Here is a 16,794-nt window from a genome sequence, read left to right as displayed (position 1 = left end):
GTGGAATCGATCACTTAGGGTTACCTAATCAAGCCCCGGAACGGGGAGCCGAATGGCGGCTGCCTAGAATTGCCGGTCATGAAGAGCGAGCCCGCCCCACCCCCGTCCGGCCCGGCTGTCCAGGTCCGTGGCCTGGTGAAGCGGTACGGCGACAGGACGGCGGTGGACGGCCTCGATCTGTGCATGGACGCCGGCTCGGTCACCGCGGTCCTCGGCCCCAACGGAGCCGGGAAGACAACCACGATCGAGACCTGTGAGGGATACCGCCGTCCGGATGAGGGGATGGTCCGGGTCCTCGGTCTGGATCCCGTCGCCGACGCGGCGCGTCTGCGCCCCAGGATCGGTGTGATGCTCCAGTCCGGCGGCGTCTACTCCGGCGCACGCGCCGACGAGATGCTCACGCACATGGCGAAACTGCACGCCCATCCGCTGGACGTGGACGCTCTGATCGAGCGCCTGGGGCTGGGCGGCTGCGGCCGCACCACGTATCGCCGGCTCTCCGGCGGCCAGCAGCAGCGGCTCGCCCTCGCGATGGCCGTGGTCGGCCGGCCCGAGCTGGTCTTCCTCGACGAGCCGACCGCGGGCCTCGACCCGCAGGCCCGCCGCTCCACCTGGGACCTCGTGCGGGAGCTGCGCACCGACGGTGTGTCCGTCGTGCTCACCACCCACTTCATGGACGAGGCCGAGGAGCTCGCCGACGACGTGGCCATCATCGACGCCGGCCGGATCGTCGCCCAGGGCACTCCGGAGACGCTGTGTCGCGGCGGCGCCGAGAACACCCTGCGCTTCACCGGCCGGCCCGGTCTCGACCTCGGCTCCCTGCTGAAGGCGCTGCCCGACGGCACGGAGGCGGCCGAGCTCAGCACCGGCGCCTACCGCATCAGCGGCCAGGTCGACCCGCAGCTGCTGGCCACCGTCACCTCCTGGTGCGCCCAGAACGGCGTGATGCCCTCCGGTATCTCCGTCGAGCGCCACACCCTGGAGGATGTCTTCCTGGAACTGACCGGCAAGGAGCTGCGCGCATGAGCGCCGGTACGTACACCCCCCGGCCGGGCGTCGCCCCGCTGCCGCGCATGATCGCCGCGCAGACCGCGCTGGAGACCCGGATGCTGCTGCGCAACGGCGAGCAGCTGCTGCTGACGGTGGTCATCCCGACCCTGCTGCTGGTGCTGTTCAGCGCGGTCGACATCGTGGACACCGGCTCGGGCGAGTCGGTCGACTTCCTGACGCCCGGCATCCTCGCGCTCGCCGTGATGTCCACGGCCTTCACCGGCCAGGCCATCGCCACCGGCTTCGAGCGTCGGTACGGGGTGCTCAAGCGGCTCGGCGCCTCGCCGCTGCCCCGCTGGGGGCTGATGACCGCCAAGACCCTCGCCGTGCTGGTCACCGAGGTGCTCCAGGTGGTGCTTCTGACGGTGATCGCGTTCGCGCTGGGCTGGTCGCCGCACGGCAACCCCTTCGCCGTCCTGCTGCTGCTCGTGCTCGGCACCGTGGCGTTCTCCGGGCTCGGACTCCTGATGGCGGGGACGCTGAAGGCGGAGGCGACCCTCGCCGCGGCCAATCTGGTGTTCCTGCTCCTGCTGGTCGGCGGCGGGGTCATCGTGCCGCTGGAGAAGTTCCCGGACGCGGTCCAGTCCGTGCTGGGGCTGCTGCCGATCGCGGCCCTGTCGGACGGGCTGCGGGACGTCCTGCAGCACGGTGCGGCGATGCCGTGGGGCGACCTCGGGATCCTCGCCGTCTGGGCGGTGCTGGGCCTGGGTGCGGCGGCCCGGTTCTTCCGCTGGGAGTGACCCCGGACACCCACAGGTCACGATTCGTCCCCCTCGTGAAAGCTTGCACAAGCGGCGGCCTACGATGGTGCGCGTGCCCAAGCTGACCCGAGCCGAAGTCGCTCAAGCCGTGCGGAACCCGCTCCTGTACATCGCCGAACGCTGGACGCCGTCCCCCCGGACCGTCCGCCGCGCCGCCCTGGCGTCCGTCGTGCTGGCCGTGGTGATCATCGTGGCCGGCGGCGCCGTCCGGCTGACCGGTTCCGGTCTCGGCTGCCCGACCTGGCCCAAGTGCTCCGACGAGTCGCTGACGGCGACGAGCGAGATGGGTCTGCACGGCGCCATCGAGTTCGGCAACCGCATGCTCACGTACGTCCTGTGCGCCGTGGTCGGCTGGGTCATCATCGCCGCCCGGTCCGCGAAGCCCTGGCGGCGCAGCCTCACCCGGCTCGGCTGGGCGCAGTTCTGGGTGGTGATGGGCAACGCGGTGCTCGGCGGCGTCGTGGTGCTCGTCGGCCTGAACCCGTACACCGTCGCGGCGCACTTCCTGCTGGCCACCGCCCTGCTCACGATCGCCCTGCTGACCTGGCAGCGCGTCGGGGAAGGCGATACCGCCCCCCGTCCGCTGGTCGGCAAGGCCGTCTCGCAGCTGACCTGGCTGCTGGTGGCGGCGGCCGGGCTGCTGATCGCGGTCGGCACTGTGGTCACGGGGGCCGGCCGGCACGCCGGTGACTCCAGCGACGTCCACCGCATCCCGATCGACTGGAAGATGATCGCGCAGCTGCACGCGGACCTGGCCTGGGTCGTGGTCGCGCTGACCGTCGCGCTCTGGTTCGTCCTGAAGGCCGTCGACGCTCCCGTCGGGCCGCTGCACCGCACCCGCGACCTCTTCCTGATCCTGATGGCGCAGGGCGTCATCGGGTACGTGCAGTACTTCACCGACACCCCGGAGATCCTGGTGGGGCTGCACATGTTCGGCTCGTGCCTGGTGTGGACCGGCGTGGTGCGCGTCCTGCTGTCGCAGCGCGAGCGGCCGGAGGCCGTCGCCCCGGTGCCCGGCCCGTCGGCCGCGCAGCCGGAGCCCGCCGCAGCGGGCTGAGCCCCGAGAGGCGCGCCATCGCGGCGACGGTGGCGCCGTCGTTGCGGACGACCGCCTTCAGCCTCCCGCCCGGACCGATCCCGTGTCCGCCCGGCGGCTCCCCGCCCGTGCCGACGTCACCGGCCCGACGCCCATTCCTCCGGCGCCGCGTCCAGCAGTGCGGCGAGCCGCTCCGGGCCGGGCAGCGGGCCGTGGTCGCCGGTGACCCGCAGCGCGGCTCCCGCGGTGAGGTGTCCCAGCCGCAGCGCCCGCACGGTGTCCTCGCCGCGCAGCAGTCCGGCGAGGAACCCCGCGGCGAACGCGTCACCGGCGCCCACCGGTTCGACGACCTCGACCCGGGGCGCGGGCACGGTGTGGGCCCGGGGGCCGTCGAAGGCGGTGGCGGCCCGCCCGCCGTCCTTGACGACCAGGATGCGGGGCTCGGGCAGCAGCTCGCGCACGTGGGCCGCGTCGCGCAGCTGCTCTCCCCACAGGGCCTGGGCCTCGTCGAGGCCGACGAAGGTGATGTCCGCCCGCCGGGCGAAGGCGAGCAGCACAGCCGGGGCCGTGCCGTCCGGCCACAGGGCGGGCCGGTGGTTGACGTCGAAGCTGACAGGGCAGGGGCGTTCGGCCTCGGGCGGTTCCAGCAGCGCGGCGACCAGGTCGCGGCAGCTCGGTGAGAGCGCCGGAGTGATGCCGCTGAGGTGGATGAGCCCGGCGGAGCGCACCGCGTCGTCGTCCAGCAGGTCCGGGGCCAGGGCCGAGGCGGCGGAGCCTCGGCGGTAGTAGTGGACCCGGGTGCTGTCGGTGCCGGGGTCCTTGACGAGGAGCCCGGTCGGGCGGTGCGGGTCGGTGCGCACGCCGCTGATGTCGACCCCGGCCGCGGCCACTTCGCCGCGGATCCGGCGGCCGAACGGATCGTCGCCGAGGGCGGAGACCCAGCGGGCGGACACCCCGTGGTCGGCGAGGTACACCGCCACATTGGATTCGGCGCCGGCGATCCGTACTCCGAGGTGGTCGGCCCCTTCCAGCGGGGCGGCCGGTTCCGGCACCAGTGCGGCCATGGTCTCGCCGATGCAGGTCACCGGGGGCCGGGCGGCCCGGCGGGCCCCCGGACGTGCGGTCGCGGTCATGCGGAACCCCCCTGCCGGTAGGCGGCGGTGGGCAGCCCGGGCACATCGACCCGCACCGTGAAGACCGCGCCGTCCAGCGGCCCGGGTGCGGTGAGCCCGTGCCGGGCGCTGGTGACGTACAGGGTGTCCCCGTCGAGGCAGAGCCCGGCGGGCTGGGCGGCGGGGAGCGGGATCTGCCGGTCGGGGGTGCCGTCGGCGCGGAAGCGGTGGACGGTGCCGGCGCCCCAGACCGCGGTCCACAGGCCGCCCTCGGCGTCGACCGTCATGCCGTCCGGGCTGCCCTCGCCGAACGTGGCGAAGGTGTCCGGTGCCCCCGGCGATCCGCTGTCCGGGTCGACCGGGTAGCGGCGGATGACGCCCTTCGCGCTGTCCGCGAGGTACATCGCGGTCCCGTCCGCCGTGAACGCCGGGCCGTTGGGCACGGTCAGGCCGTCCAGCACCCGGGTCACCGTGCCGTCGTGGCCGGTCCGGTAGAGGGAGCCCGCGCCCTCGTCCGCGTCGTACGCCATGCTGCCGGCCCAGAACCGGCCCTGCGGATCAGCGGTGGCGTCGTTCATCCGCATCGGCGTGGCGGCCCCGTCCTCGGGGCGGGCCAGCCACTCGGGGCGGCCGTCCGGGGCGATCAGGCAGATGCCCGTTCCGGCGGCCGCGATCCAGTGGTCCGGGCGGCCGTGTACGGGGGCGACGGCACCCAGCGGTTCATCGAGCCCGGCCAGCTCGGTCAGCGGTGCCGTGCGGTCGTCGGGGCCGGACAGCAGCCGTCCGGTGAGGATGTCGACGAGGACGACACGGCCGTCGACCACGCGTATGCCCTCCCCCAGCCCGAGCCGGTCCGCCCACTGAACGGCCGCTGTCCCGGCGCTCATCGCCCGGCGTCCGCGGAGCGCACGGCGTCGAGGAAAGTCCGGGCACGGGCGCGCAGCGCGTCGGTGCTGCCGCCGTCGGCGGCGTCGCCGATCAGCGGGGAGCTGACGCCCACGGCGGTCGCGCCCTCGGCGAGATAGCTGTGGGCCAGTTCGGCGTCCACTCCCCCGACCGGCACGAACGGCAGGTCCGGGAAGGGTCCGTGCAATGCCTTGAGATAGCCGGGGCCGCCGGCCTGGGCTGCGGGGAAGAGCTTGTACGCGTCGGCGCCGAGCCGTTGTGCGGCCACGATGTCGGTCGGGGTCATCACTCCTGCCAGCACGGGCAGTCCGAGGCGCTTCGCCTCGCTGACGCCCTCGCACACGGCCGGGGTGACGACGAAGCCGGCCCCCGCCTCCCGTACCGCGCTCGCGTCCGCCGCGGTCAGGACGGTGCCCGCGCCGAGCTGTGCGGCGGGGCCGAGGGCGGTACGGGCCCGGCGGATGACGTCGAGCGCGCCCTTGCCGCTGAGCGAGACCTCGATGAGGGCGAAGCCCTCGTCGGCCAGGGTCAGTACGGTCCTGAGCGCGGCGTCCGCGTCGTCGCCGCGCACGATGGCGACGATCCGGTGGGTGCGCAGTGCGGTCAGCAGATCCATGTGCGGGCTCACTGTTCCTTCGGTACGGCTGGTGCTGTCTCTGTCACGGTTTCCGCGGTCACGGTGAGGCGCCATCGCACCTCTCCGCCGGCCGGTACGCAGGCTGCGTCGCCCTCCCCGGCTGCTGCCAGGTCGAAGACGCGCCCGAGCATCGGCTCGACCCCGACCGAGCGGTACGGCTCCGGCTCGGGGAAGCCGCCGAGGTTGCGCCAGAGCGCGACGGACACCGGCTGGCCCGGGGCCTCGACGGCCATGCGGAGGACGGCCGTCCCGTCGTGGACGGAGACGTGCGAGGTGTCGACGACCGCGCCTGCGGCCGTCCCGTCGTCCGGACCGAGCCGGTCCATTCCCGCGGGCCAGGAGGACGGTGTCCAGACCGCACCGCCGTCCGGATAGCGGCGGGCCGGGGCTCCGTCCGGGATCCCGATACGGGCGCCCGGCGCCAGGTCGAGCAGGGCGTGGGCGGCCCACACGAAACGGTACCCGGGCTCGGCCGTGAGCTGGTAGGCGGCCACCACCCGGCCCTCGTGGACGCTGATCCGGCGGCTGAGCCCGAAGTCGGGGCAGTCGACGGACTCGGTGCCGTCGGCCTCCCGCCGCCAGGGCCTGGACCAGGCGTCGCCGTGGTCGGGGGTGCCGCGTACCGTCGGCACGCACTCCTCGATCCCGCCGGCGTCGGCGAAGGCGTCGCCCGGCCGGACACCGGGACGGCGCGGCTCCGGCCGGTGCCAGAGCCATTCGCGTCCGGGCGTCCGCAGGGACGTCCACCGGCCGCCGTGCGCCGGGTCGGTCCCGGTCCGCAGGGGGGGCCGGGGCGCTCACCACTCGGCGAACGATCCGTCGTCGTGCCGCCACACCGGATTGCGCCAGGTGTGACCGGCCCGGTCGGCCGCGCGTACGGCGTTCTCGTCGACGGTGATGCCGAGGCCCGGCAGCAGCGTGCGCCCGGCGTATCCGGCCTCGAAGCGGAACGGTTCGGTGTCGACGACGTAGCTGAGCAGATCGGCCTCCTTGTTGTAGTGGATGCCCCGGCTCTGCTCCTGGATGAGGAAGTTGGGCGTGGCGAAGGCGATCTGGAGGCTGGCCGCGAGGGCGATGGGGCCGAGCGGGCAGTGCGGGGCGATCTGCACCCCGTAGGTCTCCGCGAGCGAGGCGATGCGGTGGACCTCGGAGATGCCTCCGGCGTGCGAGAGGTCCGGCTGCGCGACGGCGATCCCGGCTGCCAGGGCGGGCAGGAACTCGGCGCGCCCGTAGAGCCGTTCGCCGGTGGCGATGGGGACGGATGTGGCGGCGGCGAGGGCGGGCAGCAGGTGGCCCTGTTCGGGCAGCAGCGGCTCCTCCACGAACAGCGGGTGCAGCGGTTCGATGGCGTGCAGCACCCGGCGGGCGCCGGCCGGTCCGAATCTGCCGTGCATGTCGATGGCGACGTCGCGGCCCGGGCCGAGCACCTCGCGGGCGGCGGCGACCCGTTCGACGACGGCGGCGGTCTCGGCGGGGCTGGACAGCGGTGAGGTACGGCCTGCCGCGTTCATCTTGACGGCGGTGAATCCGGCCTCGACCTGGGCGGTGATCTCCTCGGTGAGCCGGGCGGGTTCGTCACCGCCGACCCAGGCGTACACCCGGACCCTGTCCCGCACGGGGCCGCCGAGCAAGGCGTGCACGGGGGCGCCGTACGCCTTGCCTGCGATGTCCCACAGCGCCTGGTCGATTCCGGCCACGGCGCTGGAGAGGACCGGGCCGCCCCGGTAGAAGCCGCCCTTGCTGAGCACCTGCCAGTGGTCCTGGATCCGCAACGGGTCCTGGCCGATCAGGTATTCGGCAAGTACGTCGACGGCGGCCCTGACCACTTCGGCCCGGCCCTCGACCACGGGTTCGCCCCAGCCCACGACTCCCTCGTCGGTCTCGATCCGGCAGAACAGCCAGCGCGGCGGGACGAGAAAGGTCTCGATACGCGTGATCTTCACCGGTCCGCGGTCCCCTCATCAGTGGCCGCGCCGGTGCCGTGCACCCGGTCGAGGTCGCGTACGGCCTGGTCGAGCAGGGCCCGCATGGCGTGTTCGGCGGCGGCCGGGTCCCGGTCGCGGACGGCGTCCAGGACGGCCCGGTGGCTGGGCACCGGGTCCTCGCCGGCCTGCGAGCTGTGCACGATCTCGTCGCGGTGGGCGAGGCCGGACTCGATGACCATCTCCATGCGTTCCAGTAGTTCGTTGTGGGTGGCCGCGAGGAGTGCGCGGTGGAAGGCGAGGTCCGCCTCGACGGCGTGCGCCGGGCCGCCCTCCTGGTCGCCCATCGCGGTGATCGCCTCTTCGAGGGTGACCAGATCCGCCTCGGTTCGGCGTTCGGCGGCCAGCCGGACGGCGGCCGGCTCGATGATGCCGCGGACCTCGCCTAGGTTGCGCAGCAGCGCCAGGTCGGTGCCGGATTCGGTGCCGCCCGCGAACTGCCAGCGCAGTACGTCCGCGTCGAGCAGGTTCCAGTCCGAGCGGGCCCTGACGAAGGTGCCGCGTTTCTGGCGCGCGTCGACGATCCCCTTGGCCGCGAGGACCTTCAGGGACTCCCGCAGGGCGGTCAGGCTGACGTCAAGTTCGCCCTGGAGCGCAACGAGGTCGAGTGTCGCCCCTTCGGGGATCTCGCCGCTCAGGACCCGGCGCGCAAGAGTCTCCACGGTCTGGCCGTGCACTCCGCGGCGCGCGTATGGCGTCATGTCTGTGTGCCTTTCTGCTGTGCGATCGAGGTCGGGGCGGCCGGTCAGGCCGAGGCCTTGACGACGGACCAGCCGCCGTCCACGAGCAGGCTCGATCCGGTGATGTAGGACGCTTCGCCGGCGGCGAGGAACGCGATGGCGGCCGCTGCCTCGGCGGGCGTGCCGAACCGGCCGGCGGCCGTCTCGGCGACGCTCCTGCGGCGGTCCTCGTCCGCGACCCGGTCCCAGGCCGCGGTGAGGATGGGTCCGGGCAGTACGGCGTTGACCCGCACCTCGGGCCCGTACTCCACCGCGAGCTGGCCGCACAGGGAGAGCAGCGCGCCCTTGGACGCGGCGTAGGCGGGGTGCCCCGGGATGCCCTTGTGGGCGTGGACCGAGGACGTCAGCACCACGGCGCCGCGTTGTTCGCGCAGGTCGGGCAGGACCGCCCGGAAGCCGAGGAAGGTGCCGGTGAGGTTCACCGCGAGCTGCCGCTCCCAGGAGGTGACGGTCATCTCGTGGGCGGGTGTGACGTCGACCGTGTAGGCGTTGCTCACCAGGACGCCGACCGGTCCGAAGGTGTGCGCGGCGGCCACGGCCCGCTGCCAGTCGCCCTCGTCGGAGACGTCCGTGACGACGAAGCGGGCCCGGCCGCCCCGGGCGCGGATGCCTGCGGCGACGCTCTCGCCGAGGTCTTCCGCGATGTCCGCGAGGATCACAGCGGCGCCCTCCGAGGCCAGCCGTTCGGCGGTGGCCGCGCCGATGCCCGAAGCGGCTCCGGTGACCACGGCCACCTTGTATGCGAAGCGGGGGTTTGCGTTCATGGGACGGCTCGGCTCCTCGGGTTCATGCCTGTTCTCGGCGACTCTAGTGACGGTGCGTCGGACGGAGGGTTACTGCCTGATCAGAACGACGAGTTCCGCGTCGTACCGCGCGGTCCAGGCGAACGGCAGCCCGTAGTGCAGCAGATGGGCGCCGCTGTGGACGGCCCCGGTCTGCCGGTCGAGGTAGCGGGCGGCCGGGTCCAGGCCGCGCAGCCGCAGCCGGGCGGCGCGGCCCGGGACGAGCGGCGCACCGTCGAGGCGGCCGGTGTTCCAGGCCGTGACGGCGATCCGGGCACCGTCCTCCTGCTGGTACTGGACCCCGCAGGTGGCGTCGGCCGGGGTGCCGATGAGGTGCACCTCGCCGTGGTGGACGACGTCACGGATCTCCTTGTAGCGGCTCAGCCATCCGGCCGCCTCGGCGCGCTGTGCCGCGGACCAGCCGCGGATGTCGGCGCCGATGCCCAGGACCCCGGCCATGGCGGTGACGAACCGGAAGGCCAGGGAGCGGGGGCGCGGGTCGAAGACGCCGGGCGCGTCGGTGACCCAGGAGCTCATGGTGTGCGGTGCGTGGGCGTGCAGATAGCCGTACTGGATGGCGAGGCGGTCCAGCGGTGCGGTGTTGTCGCTGGGCCACACCACGTCGGTCCGGGCGAGGGTGGCGTGTTCGATACGGCCGCCGCCGCCGGCGCAGCCCTCGACGGTGACATGCGGGTGGCGTTCGCGCAGATGGTCGAGCACCCGCAGGTATCCGGCGACGTGGTCGGCGTCCAGGTCCTGTCCTCCGGCGGGGCCGTCGCCGGGCCGGCCGCGTTCGGTGGGCGGGCGGTTCATGTCCCACTTGAGGTAGCTGACGGCGTGGTCGCCGAGGAGCCGGTCGAGGGTGGCGATGACGAAGTCCTGGACGTCCTGGCGGCCGAGGTCGAGGAGCAGCTGTTCGCGAACCAGCGTGGCGGGGCGGCCGTCGATGCGGTAGACCCACTCCGGGTGTTCGGCGTACAGCCGGGACGCCGGGCTGACGGACTCGGGTTCGACCCAGAGACCGAAGTCCATGCCGGTGGCGCGGACCTCGTCGATGAAGTGGTCGAAGCCGTCGGGGAACTTCGCGGGGTCGGGGTACCAGTCGCCCAGTCCGCCGGTCTCGTCGTGCCGCCCGGTGAACCAGCCGTCGTCGACGACGAAGAGTTCGGCGCCCAGGTCCGCCGCGATCCGGACGAGTTCGAGCTGGGCGGCGGCTTCGACGTCGAAGCCGGTCGCCTCCCAGGAGTTGTAGAGAACCTTGCGGGTGCGGTCCATCCGGCCGCCGCTGAGCCGGCGCTCGTAGCGGTGCCAGACCCGGGCCAGGCCGTCGAGGCCCTCGGGGCTGAAGGCACAGGCCAGCCGGGGGGTGGTGAGGGTGGTGCCGGGGGCGAGCCGGACGGCGCCCTCGTGGGGCACCCGCCCGGCCGCGATCCGTACCGCGCCGCCCGGTTCGGCATCGGCGGTCAGGTGCCAGTTGCCGGACCACTCCAGTGCGACGCCGTACGTGGGGGTGTCGTACCCGTCCGGACCGGCTGCGTCCTGGACGGCGAGCCAGGGCGCGTAGGCGTGGCCGGGGACGCCCTGGGCGGAGGCCATCTCGAAGCGGCCGCGGGTGAGTTCGAGCTGGGTCCGGGTGAACTCCTGGGACCACTGCCCGGTGAGGCAGGTGAGCCGGGCCCCGCCGGTGACGGGGACGGTGACGGCCGCCGAGTCGAGCCGCTCCAGACGCAGTTCGTCCTCACCGGTGCAGCTCAGTTCGGTCCAGCGCAGGATCACATCGGTGCCGGGCACGGTCTCGTAGCAGAGAACCGCGCGCAGTCCCTGGAGTTCGTCGGCGAAGCCGAGGCGCAGCGACCGGTCGCCGTCCGCGGTGGCGGATGCGAACGTCCACCAGGTGCCGCGGTCCTGCCCCGGGCTGCGGGCGACGAGCTCGGCACCGGTGAAGGGGCGCATCCCGTACGGGAGGTACTCGGCGGGGGCGGCGTCGGCTGCGGTGATGAAGTGGGTGCGGTGCGGGTGCTCGAACGGGGACTCGCCCGTCTCGACGCCGTGCGGGCCCCAGGCGGCGAGCTCGGCCCAGCGGCCTTCGCCGGCGATGCGGACCGCGTAGGTGGTGTTCTCGGTGCGCAGCAGCCAACGGTCGTGCGGGGCCCGGTCGTGCGGGGTCACTTCACTGCTCCCAGGTTGAGGCCGGCCACGAAGTGGCGCTGGAACTTGAGGAAGACGAGGACGGTCGGGGCCGCGGCGATGACGGAACCGGCCGCGATGACGTTCCACATGGAGACGTACTGGCCCTGGAGTCCGATGAGCGAGGCGGTGATGGGCATCCGGGAGTCGGTGCGCAGCACGGTGATGGCCCACAGCAGATCGTTGAAGATCCAGGTGAACGACAGGGCGCTGAGTGCGGCCATGGCGGGCTTGGCGAGCGGCAGGATGATCCGGGTGTAGATCTGCCAGGGGCCGGCGCCGTCGATGACCGCGGCCTGCTGGATCTCCGGCGGTATGGACCGCATGAAGCCGTGCAGTACGAAGACGTAGAAGCCGATGCCGAAGCCGACCTGGACGCCGATGAGGGCGTAGAGCGAGTCGTACAGGCCCAGCAGTTCACTGAGTTTGGAGACCGGGACGAGCAGGATCTGCGGGGGCAGCAGGTTGCCGCCGAGCATCAGCAGCAGGAGGGTGCGGCGCAGCGGTACGTCGTAGCGGCTGAGCGCGAACGCGGCCGTCGAGGCGAGCAGCAGCGACAGCAGTACCGACGGCACGGTGACCAGCAGGCTGTTGATCAGCGCGCGCTGCTGGCCGCCGTCCACCCAGGCCTGGCGGAAGCCGTCCAGGGTGAAGGAGTGCGGCAGGCTGCCGACTCCGTGGGCGGCGACGTCGTCGAAGGACCGGACGCTGGTGACGAGGACCAGCACGATGGGCAGCAGCCAGAGCGCGGAGAGCAGTCCGGCACTGGCGTGGAAGCCGGCGGTGCCCCAGATCCGGCGCCGCCCGGGGCCGGTGCGCCGGTTGGGTGTGGGGGTGTGGGTGGCGGTCATGCGTCGGCCTCCCGGAAGGCGCGGACGAGGTAGGACGCGATCACGCCGAAGGCGAGCAGGAAGATCACGACCGCGAGGGCGGAGCCGTAGCCGAGCCGCAGGGACTGGAAGGCGGTGGAGTACATGTACGTGCTGAGCAGTTCGGAGGAGTGGTACGGGCCGCCGCGGGTGAGCGCCCACACGACGTCGAAGGAGCGCAGCGAGTCGATGACGATCACCGACAGGACGACGGCGTTGACGCTCTTGAGCTGCGGCAGCGTGATGTGGCGGAACTGCTGCAGGCGGGTGGCACCGTCCACCTTCGCCGCCTCGTAGAGCACCGGGTCGATGCCCTTGAGCCCGGCCAGGTACAGCACCATCACATAGCCGATCTGGCGCCACAGCGCGGGCACGATCACGGCGTACAGGGCGGTGTCCTGGTCGGCGAGCCAGGCGTGGGTCAGTCCGGAGAGCCCGACCGCTTCGAGGGTCTTGTTGATCAGCCCGTCCGGCTGGTACATCGCCTGCCAGACCAGTGCGGTGGCCACCAGTGAGAACACGACGGGCAGGAAGAGCGCGGCCCGGTAGAAGCCGACACCCCGGCGCTCCTGCTGGAGCAGGAGCGCGGCGCCGAGTCCGAGGGCGGCGGAGAGTCCGCCGAAGAGCAGCAGCCAGATGACGGTGTCCAGAGCGGCGGTCCGGAACACGGCGTCGCCGAACATCTCACGGAAGTTGGCCAGTCCGATGAACTCCGGGGCGGAGACCCCGTCCCATTTGGTGAAGGAGAGGTAGAAGCCCTGCAGCGCCGGCCAGAACACCCAGAAGGCCTCGGCGAGCAGCGGCACCAGGACGAAGGCCAGGACGACGGGCGGGACCCGGGTCGCCCGCTTGCGGGCCGGGGGCCTGCCCCCGGTGTGCGCCCGGCCCTCCTTCCGGGGCGCGGTGAGTACCGCCATGTCACTGGCTCCAGATCTTCTGCGCGTCCCGCTGCCACGTGGTGAGGATCGAGCTGATCTCCTTGGGCTTGGCGAGGAAGCGGGTGAGTGCGGTGTCGGCGGTGGGGGCGAGGGCGTCGCTGGAGTCGCGGTTGAAGAACTGCGTGATGTCCGCGGCGCCCTCGATCAGCTTGCGGCCCTTGACGACCAGCGGGGTTCCGCTGTCCTTCGCGTCCGGGTGGGTGGGCAGCGAGGTGCCGGACGAGCCCTTGAGGTAGATCTCCTGGGCCTCGGCGGTGGCGAGGTAGCGCAGCAGTTCCTTGGTCTCGTCCTTGCGGCCGGTCCGGGCGCTGGCGAAGTAGCCGTCGGTCGGGGCCTCCTCGGCGACCGGGACCTTCGGGTCGATGACCGGGAAGCGGAAGAAGTCGATGTCGTCGAGCTGTTCCTTGGGCGTGGCGTCGGCGAAGAAGGTACCGATGAGCATCATGCCGGTGCGGCCCTGGAGCAGCGCGGTGGTCGCGTCCTGGAAGGGCAGCGCGGTGGAGTTGGGGTCGAAGAAGGGCAGCGCCTCGCTCCACCGGTCGAAGACCTTGCGGACCTCGGGGTCGTCGAAGCGGTGCTTTCCGGCGAGCAGATCGCGGTGGTACTTCGCGCCGTTGATCCGGATGTTGAGGTAGTCGAACCAGGAGGAGGCGACCCAGGGGGTGTTGCCGCCCGCGCCGAGGCCGATCGGGGCGACGCCCTTGGTCTTCAGCTTGTCGCACAGGTCGAGGAACTCGTCCCAGGTCTTGGGCTCCTGGACGCCCCACTTGGCGAAGTTGGACTTCCGGTAGAAGACGCCCCACCAGTAGTACGTGGTCGGGACGAAGACCTTCTTGCCCGCGGAGTCGGTGCACAGCTTCTTCTGGGCGTCCGAGTAGCCGGCGAGCTCGGGCTTCTGCCAGATGTCGCTGACGTCGAGCAGCAGGTCCTTCTTGGCGTACGACTCCGCCACGGAGCCGGGGTACCAGGTGTAGAGGTCCGGCGGGTTGGCCGAGGTGAGGTAGGTCGGCAGCTGGGTGCGGAAGGTCTCGGATGCGACGGTGTTGAGCGAACCCTTCGCGCCGCCCTTCTTGTTGAAGGCGTCGATGACCTCCTGCATCGCCGACTTGGCCTGCGGTGCGGAGAGGTTGGACTGCAGGGTGACCGCACCCCCCGAGCTCCCCTTCCCGCCGCTGGACGACGAGGCGACGCAGCCGCTCGTCAGCGCGGTGGCGCCGACGGCCGCGGCACCGGCGAGGAAGGTACGGCGGCTCTTTGCTGTGGTGTTCATGGGACTCCCTGTGCGCCCACGGAACGGGGCCCGGCCCCCTGACGGCCGGGCCCTCGTTCGGCTGATACAGACTGACGGGGCGGGTGAGCCACCGTCAAGATTAATTACTAATTTATTTATTCTTGCTTGGTTCACGCCCCGGAACAGGCACGCGCGTGCTCAGGAGGCGTCCTGGCTCAGACCGAGCCCTGGCGGACGAGCCCGCCGACACCGCGGAAGGCCGTCAGCACCCCGCCGTCGGGCCCCGCCACGGCGGCGAGTTCTCCGTCGAAGGCCCCGCTGGCGAAGCTCTGCTCCTTGGACCAGTCGCCCCAGCCGTCGCCGGCGGCGTAGGTGCGCTGCCAGAGGGTGTAGTCCCCGGCCCGGACGTAGAGCCGGACCTGGTCGCCGGTGGCGACGAGCGTGGGGCTGCCGCTCACGGCGCCGCCGAGCGAGGACCAGTCCGACCATGCGCCGGACGCCTCCCGCACCCGGGTGCGCACCGAGCCGTCGTCGGCGCGCACGGCCAGCCGCGTGCGCCCCGCCGAGTCGGTGACGGCCGAGGGCCGCCCGTACAGCGCCGCGCCCTCGGGACCGTCGAACGCGGTCCAGCCCGCCGACGCGCCACGCGTGTGGATCCGCCCGTCCGTTCCCCGGGCGAAGAGGGTCCAGTGCCCCGTGCTGTCGTGCGCGACGCCCGGCGTACCGGCGAGATCCCCGCCGAGCTTCTGCCACCGGCCCCAGCGGCCGTCGGCGTAGGAGAGCCGGTAGGCCGCGTCATCGGCGCCCCGGGCGAAGACATCGATCCGGCCGCGTTTTGCCGAGTACGCGGCGGGCTCCCCCACGATTGCGCCGTGCACCGGCCCGCCGAGGCCGGTGAACCGGGCGTTCCAGTGTCCGTCGCGCCCTTCGCGCTGCTGCAGAGATCCGTCCGCGCCCCGGGTGAACACGCTCAGCCGGCCGCCGTCCCGCACCAGGGCGGGGCTCGCGTCGGACCGGGTGCCCAGCGAGGTGCCCGGGGCCTCGTCCCGGCCGCTCAGCGCGAGGAAGGCAGTGCCGTGCGCGGGCACCCGGACGGTGTACGAACCGGTGTGGGTGCCGCGGCTCTCGCGGGCCCGCAGATCCCGTACGCCGACCGCGCCGCCCAGCCCGGTGTCGGCGAAGCTCACCGTGCGCTCGGCGGCCCGGTCGGAGCGGTTGAGGAGCACCACCGCCCGTTCGCCGGAGCCCTTCAGCACCTTGCTGTAGACCTCCCCGGTGGCATCGGAGGCGACGCGCACACCCTGGATGGCGAGGGGGTCCTGGTCGACCGCGATGATCTCCGGATTGCGCAGGGTGTCGGTCATCTCCTGCGGCAGGGTGCGCGGGTCCGAGCCGATGACCAGCGGGGAGCCCATCTCCGCCCACATCACCAGCTGGGTGGTGGACTCCTCCTGGGTCAGCTCGTACGAGCCGTCCGGCAGCTTGCGCGTCGGGATCAGGTAGTCCGGGTCGTTGTAGTGGCCGGGACCCTGCGCCTCCGGGTGCTGGGCGTTGGCGTCCAGGCTGCGCAGGATGTTGGGCCACTGCCCCTCGGACGGGGTGCCCCAGGCGATGTCGGTGCCGGTCCGCCAGGAGTCACCGGTCGTCGGGCCGTACACATAGGCGTTGTGGGCGTCCTGCGCCGGCGTGTGCGGCACACCCCAGTCGTCGGTCAGCGGGTTGCAGAGGTTGAGCAGCATGCGGCGGCCGGACTTGGCGACGGCATCACTGAAGTCCTTGAACGCGGGCCCCGGATCGATCTTCTCGGTGATCCCGCAGAGGAAGTCGACCTTGATCGCGTCGACCTTCCAGCCGGCGAACTGCTCGGCGTCCTCGCGGTAGTGGCCGCGGCTGCCGAGCCCACAGGTCTTGCCTCCGTCGTAGGTCCCGGCGTCGGTGTAGATACCGGCCCGCAGCCCGCGCTTGTGCAGATAGTCCACCAGGGCGGGTATGCCGGAGGGGAACCGGCCGGGGTGCGCGACCAGCCGCCCCTGCCCGTCCCGCGGATCGTCGGCCTGCCAGCCGCCGTCCAGCCAGACGATGTCGTAGCCGCTGCGCTTGAGGCCACTGCTGACCAGATAGTCGGCGACACCCTTGACCTGGTCCTCCGTCGGGGCTCCCAGACCGTAGTAGGTGTTCCAGCCCATGTACGGGGTCGGCGCCAGGCCGCTGTCGTAGTACGGCGGAGCGCCCGGGGCGGGCCGCTCGTCGGCCTGGGCGGCCGGTGCCGACACGGCGACCAGTACGGCCGCACCCAGAACGGCGGCGGCCCGCCGGGCAGGCGTCGTCCTTGCACCTTGCGAAATCAACTGATTCTCCCGGGAGTTGGGGATACCGGCGCCCGGCCTCCGGAGATCACGGGGCGGCGCCACGGACAAGACTGTGACGTCTCCCCGAACACCCGTCAAGATTAATTACTAATTAAGTGAAACTAGATCCCGAGTGTGCGGCCAGGGCCGGCCGGGGGAACGAAGAACGGCGGAGCCCGACCGGACAGCATGCCCGGGGGGGGGCGCCGGTGTGT

At 72.4% G+C, this 16,794-nt stretch carries 15 protein-coding genes; 3 read left to right on the top strand and 12 right to left on the bottom strand.

Annotated features, from left to right (window positions below; all coding sequences use genetic code 11):
• The first annotated feature begins 78 nt into the window (after positions 1-78).
• From ACFVW8_RS19735 to ACFVW8_RS19725, 3 genes are all read left to right on the top strand, one after another.
• Positions 79-1,026, top strand: coding sequence for an ABC transporter ATP-binding protein (locus tag ACFVW8_RS19735; protein WP_389691656.1), 948 nt, complete (start codon positions 79-81; stop codon positions 1,024-1,026).
• Positions 1,023-1,790, top strand: a complete 768-nt coding sequence (locus ACFVW8_RS19730; RefSeq protein ID WP_389691654.1) for an ABC transporter permease — start codon at positions 1,023-1,025, stop codon at positions 1,788-1,790. Before ACFVW8_RS19735 ends, ACFVW8_RS19730 begins: the two co-directional genes overlap by 4 nt.
• 64 nt (positions 1,791-1,854) lie before the next feature.
• Positions 1,855-2,868: a heme A synthase gene (locus ACFVW8_RS19725; protein ID WP_389691652.1), complete on the top strand. Its 1,014-nt coding sequence runs from the start codon at positions 1,855-1,857 to the stop codon at positions 2,866-2,868.
• A 116-nt stretch (positions 2,869-2,984) separates the two neighbouring features.
• On the opposite strand, the gene ACFVW8_RS19720 is transcribed toward ACFVW8_RS19725, so the two are convergent.
• The 12 genes from ACFVW8_RS19720 to ACFVW8_RS19665 all read right to left on the bottom strand — a co-directional run bounded on the left by ACFVW8_RS19720 (position 2,985) and on the right by ACFVW8_RS19665 (position 16,579).
• Positions 2,985-3,980: a sugar kinase gene (locus ACFVW8_RS19720; RefSeq protein ID WP_389691650.1), complete on the bottom strand. Its 996-nt coding sequence runs from the start codon at positions 3,978-3,980 to the stop codon at positions 2,985-2,987.
• Complete coding sequence (locus ACFVW8_RS19715; protein WP_389691648.1) at positions 3,977-4,846, bottom strand: SMP-30/gluconolactonase/LRE family protein; 870 nt, start codon at positions 4,844-4,846, stop codon at positions 3,977-3,979. The genes ACFVW8_RS19720 and ACFVW8_RS19715 overlap by 4 nt, the downstream gene beginning before the upstream one ends.
• Complete coding sequence (locus tag ACFVW8_RS19710; RefSeq protein ID WP_389691712.1) at positions 4,843-5,481, bottom strand: bifunctional 4-hydroxy-2-oxoglutarate aldolase/2-dehydro-3-deoxy-phosphogluconate aldolase; 639 nt, start codon at positions 5,479-5,481, stop codon at positions 4,843-4,845. The genes ACFVW8_RS19715 and ACFVW8_RS19710 overlap by 4 nt, the downstream gene beginning before the upstream one ends.
• An 8-nt stretch (positions 5,482-5,489) precedes the next feature.
• Positions 5,490-6,134 carry a hypothetical protein gene (locus tag ACFVW8_RS19705; protein ID WP_389691646.1) on the bottom strand — a complete coding sequence of 215 codons (645 nt, stop codon included), beginning with the start codon at positions 6,132-6,134 and terminating at the stop codon, positions 5,490-5,492.
• 165 nt (positions 6,135-6,299) lie between these two features.
• Positions 6,300-7,445 (bottom strand): galactonate dehydratase, encoded by a 1,146-nt coding sequence (gene dgoD, locus ACFVW8_RS19700; RefSeq protein WP_389691644.1) that lies wholly within the window; start codon positions 7,443-7,445, stop codon positions 6,300-6,302.
• Positions 7,442-8,185, bottom strand: coding sequence for a FadR/GntR family transcriptional regulator (locus ACFVW8_RS19695; protein WP_389691642.1), 744 nt, complete (start codon positions 8,183-8,185; stop codon positions 7,442-7,444). Before ACFVW8_RS19695 ends, dgoD begins: the two co-directional genes overlap by 4 nt.
• A gap of 44 nt (positions 8,186-8,229) precedes the next feature.
• A complete protein-coding gene (locus tag ACFVW8_RS19690) occupies positions 8,230-8,988 on the bottom strand; it encodes an SDR family NAD(P)-dependent oxidoreductase (RefSeq protein WP_389691640.1) in 759 nt (252 codons plus the stop codon).
• A 69-nt stretch (positions 8,989-9,057) separates the two neighbouring features.
• A complete protein-coding gene (locus tag ACFVW8_RS19685; protein WP_389691638.1) occupies positions 9,058-11,175 on the bottom strand; it encodes an alpha-galactosidase in 2,118 nt (705 codons plus the stop codon).
• Entirely contained in the window at positions 11,172-12,044 is an 873-nt protein-coding gene (locus ACFVW8_RS19680; RefSeq protein WP_389691636.1) for a carbohydrate ABC transporter permease, read from the bottom strand. Before ACFVW8_RS19680 ends, ACFVW8_RS19685 begins: the two co-directional genes overlap by 4 nt.
• Positions 12,041-12,979: a carbohydrate ABC transporter permease gene (locus ACFVW8_RS19675; protein WP_389691634.1), complete on the bottom strand. Its 939-nt coding sequence runs from the start codon at positions 12,977-12,979 to the stop codon at positions 12,041-12,043. Before ACFVW8_RS19675 ends, ACFVW8_RS19680 begins: the two co-directional genes overlap by 4 nt.
• A gap of 1 nt (position 12,980) precedes the next feature.
• Entirely contained in the window at positions 12,981-14,270 is a 1,290-nt protein-coding gene (locus ACFVW8_RS19670; protein WP_389691632.1) for an ABC transporter substrate-binding protein, read from the bottom strand.
• Positions 14,271-14,446: 176 nt separating this feature from the next.
• Positions 14,447-16,579 (bottom strand): glycoside hydrolase family 27 protein, encoded by a 2,133-nt coding sequence (locus ACFVW8_RS19665; protein WP_389691630.1) that lies wholly within the window; start codon positions 16,577-16,579, stop codon positions 14,447-14,449.
• Positions 16,580-16,794: the final 215 nt, after the last annotated feature.

The organism is Streptomyces sp. NPDC058221, from assembly GCF_042882365.1.
Classification (GTDB): domain Bacteria; phylum Actinomycetota; class Actinomycetes; order Streptomycetales; family Streptomycetaceae; genus Streptomyces.
Note: the sequence above shows the minus strand (reverse complement) of the source record. Positions and strands in the feature narration are given on the sequence as shown.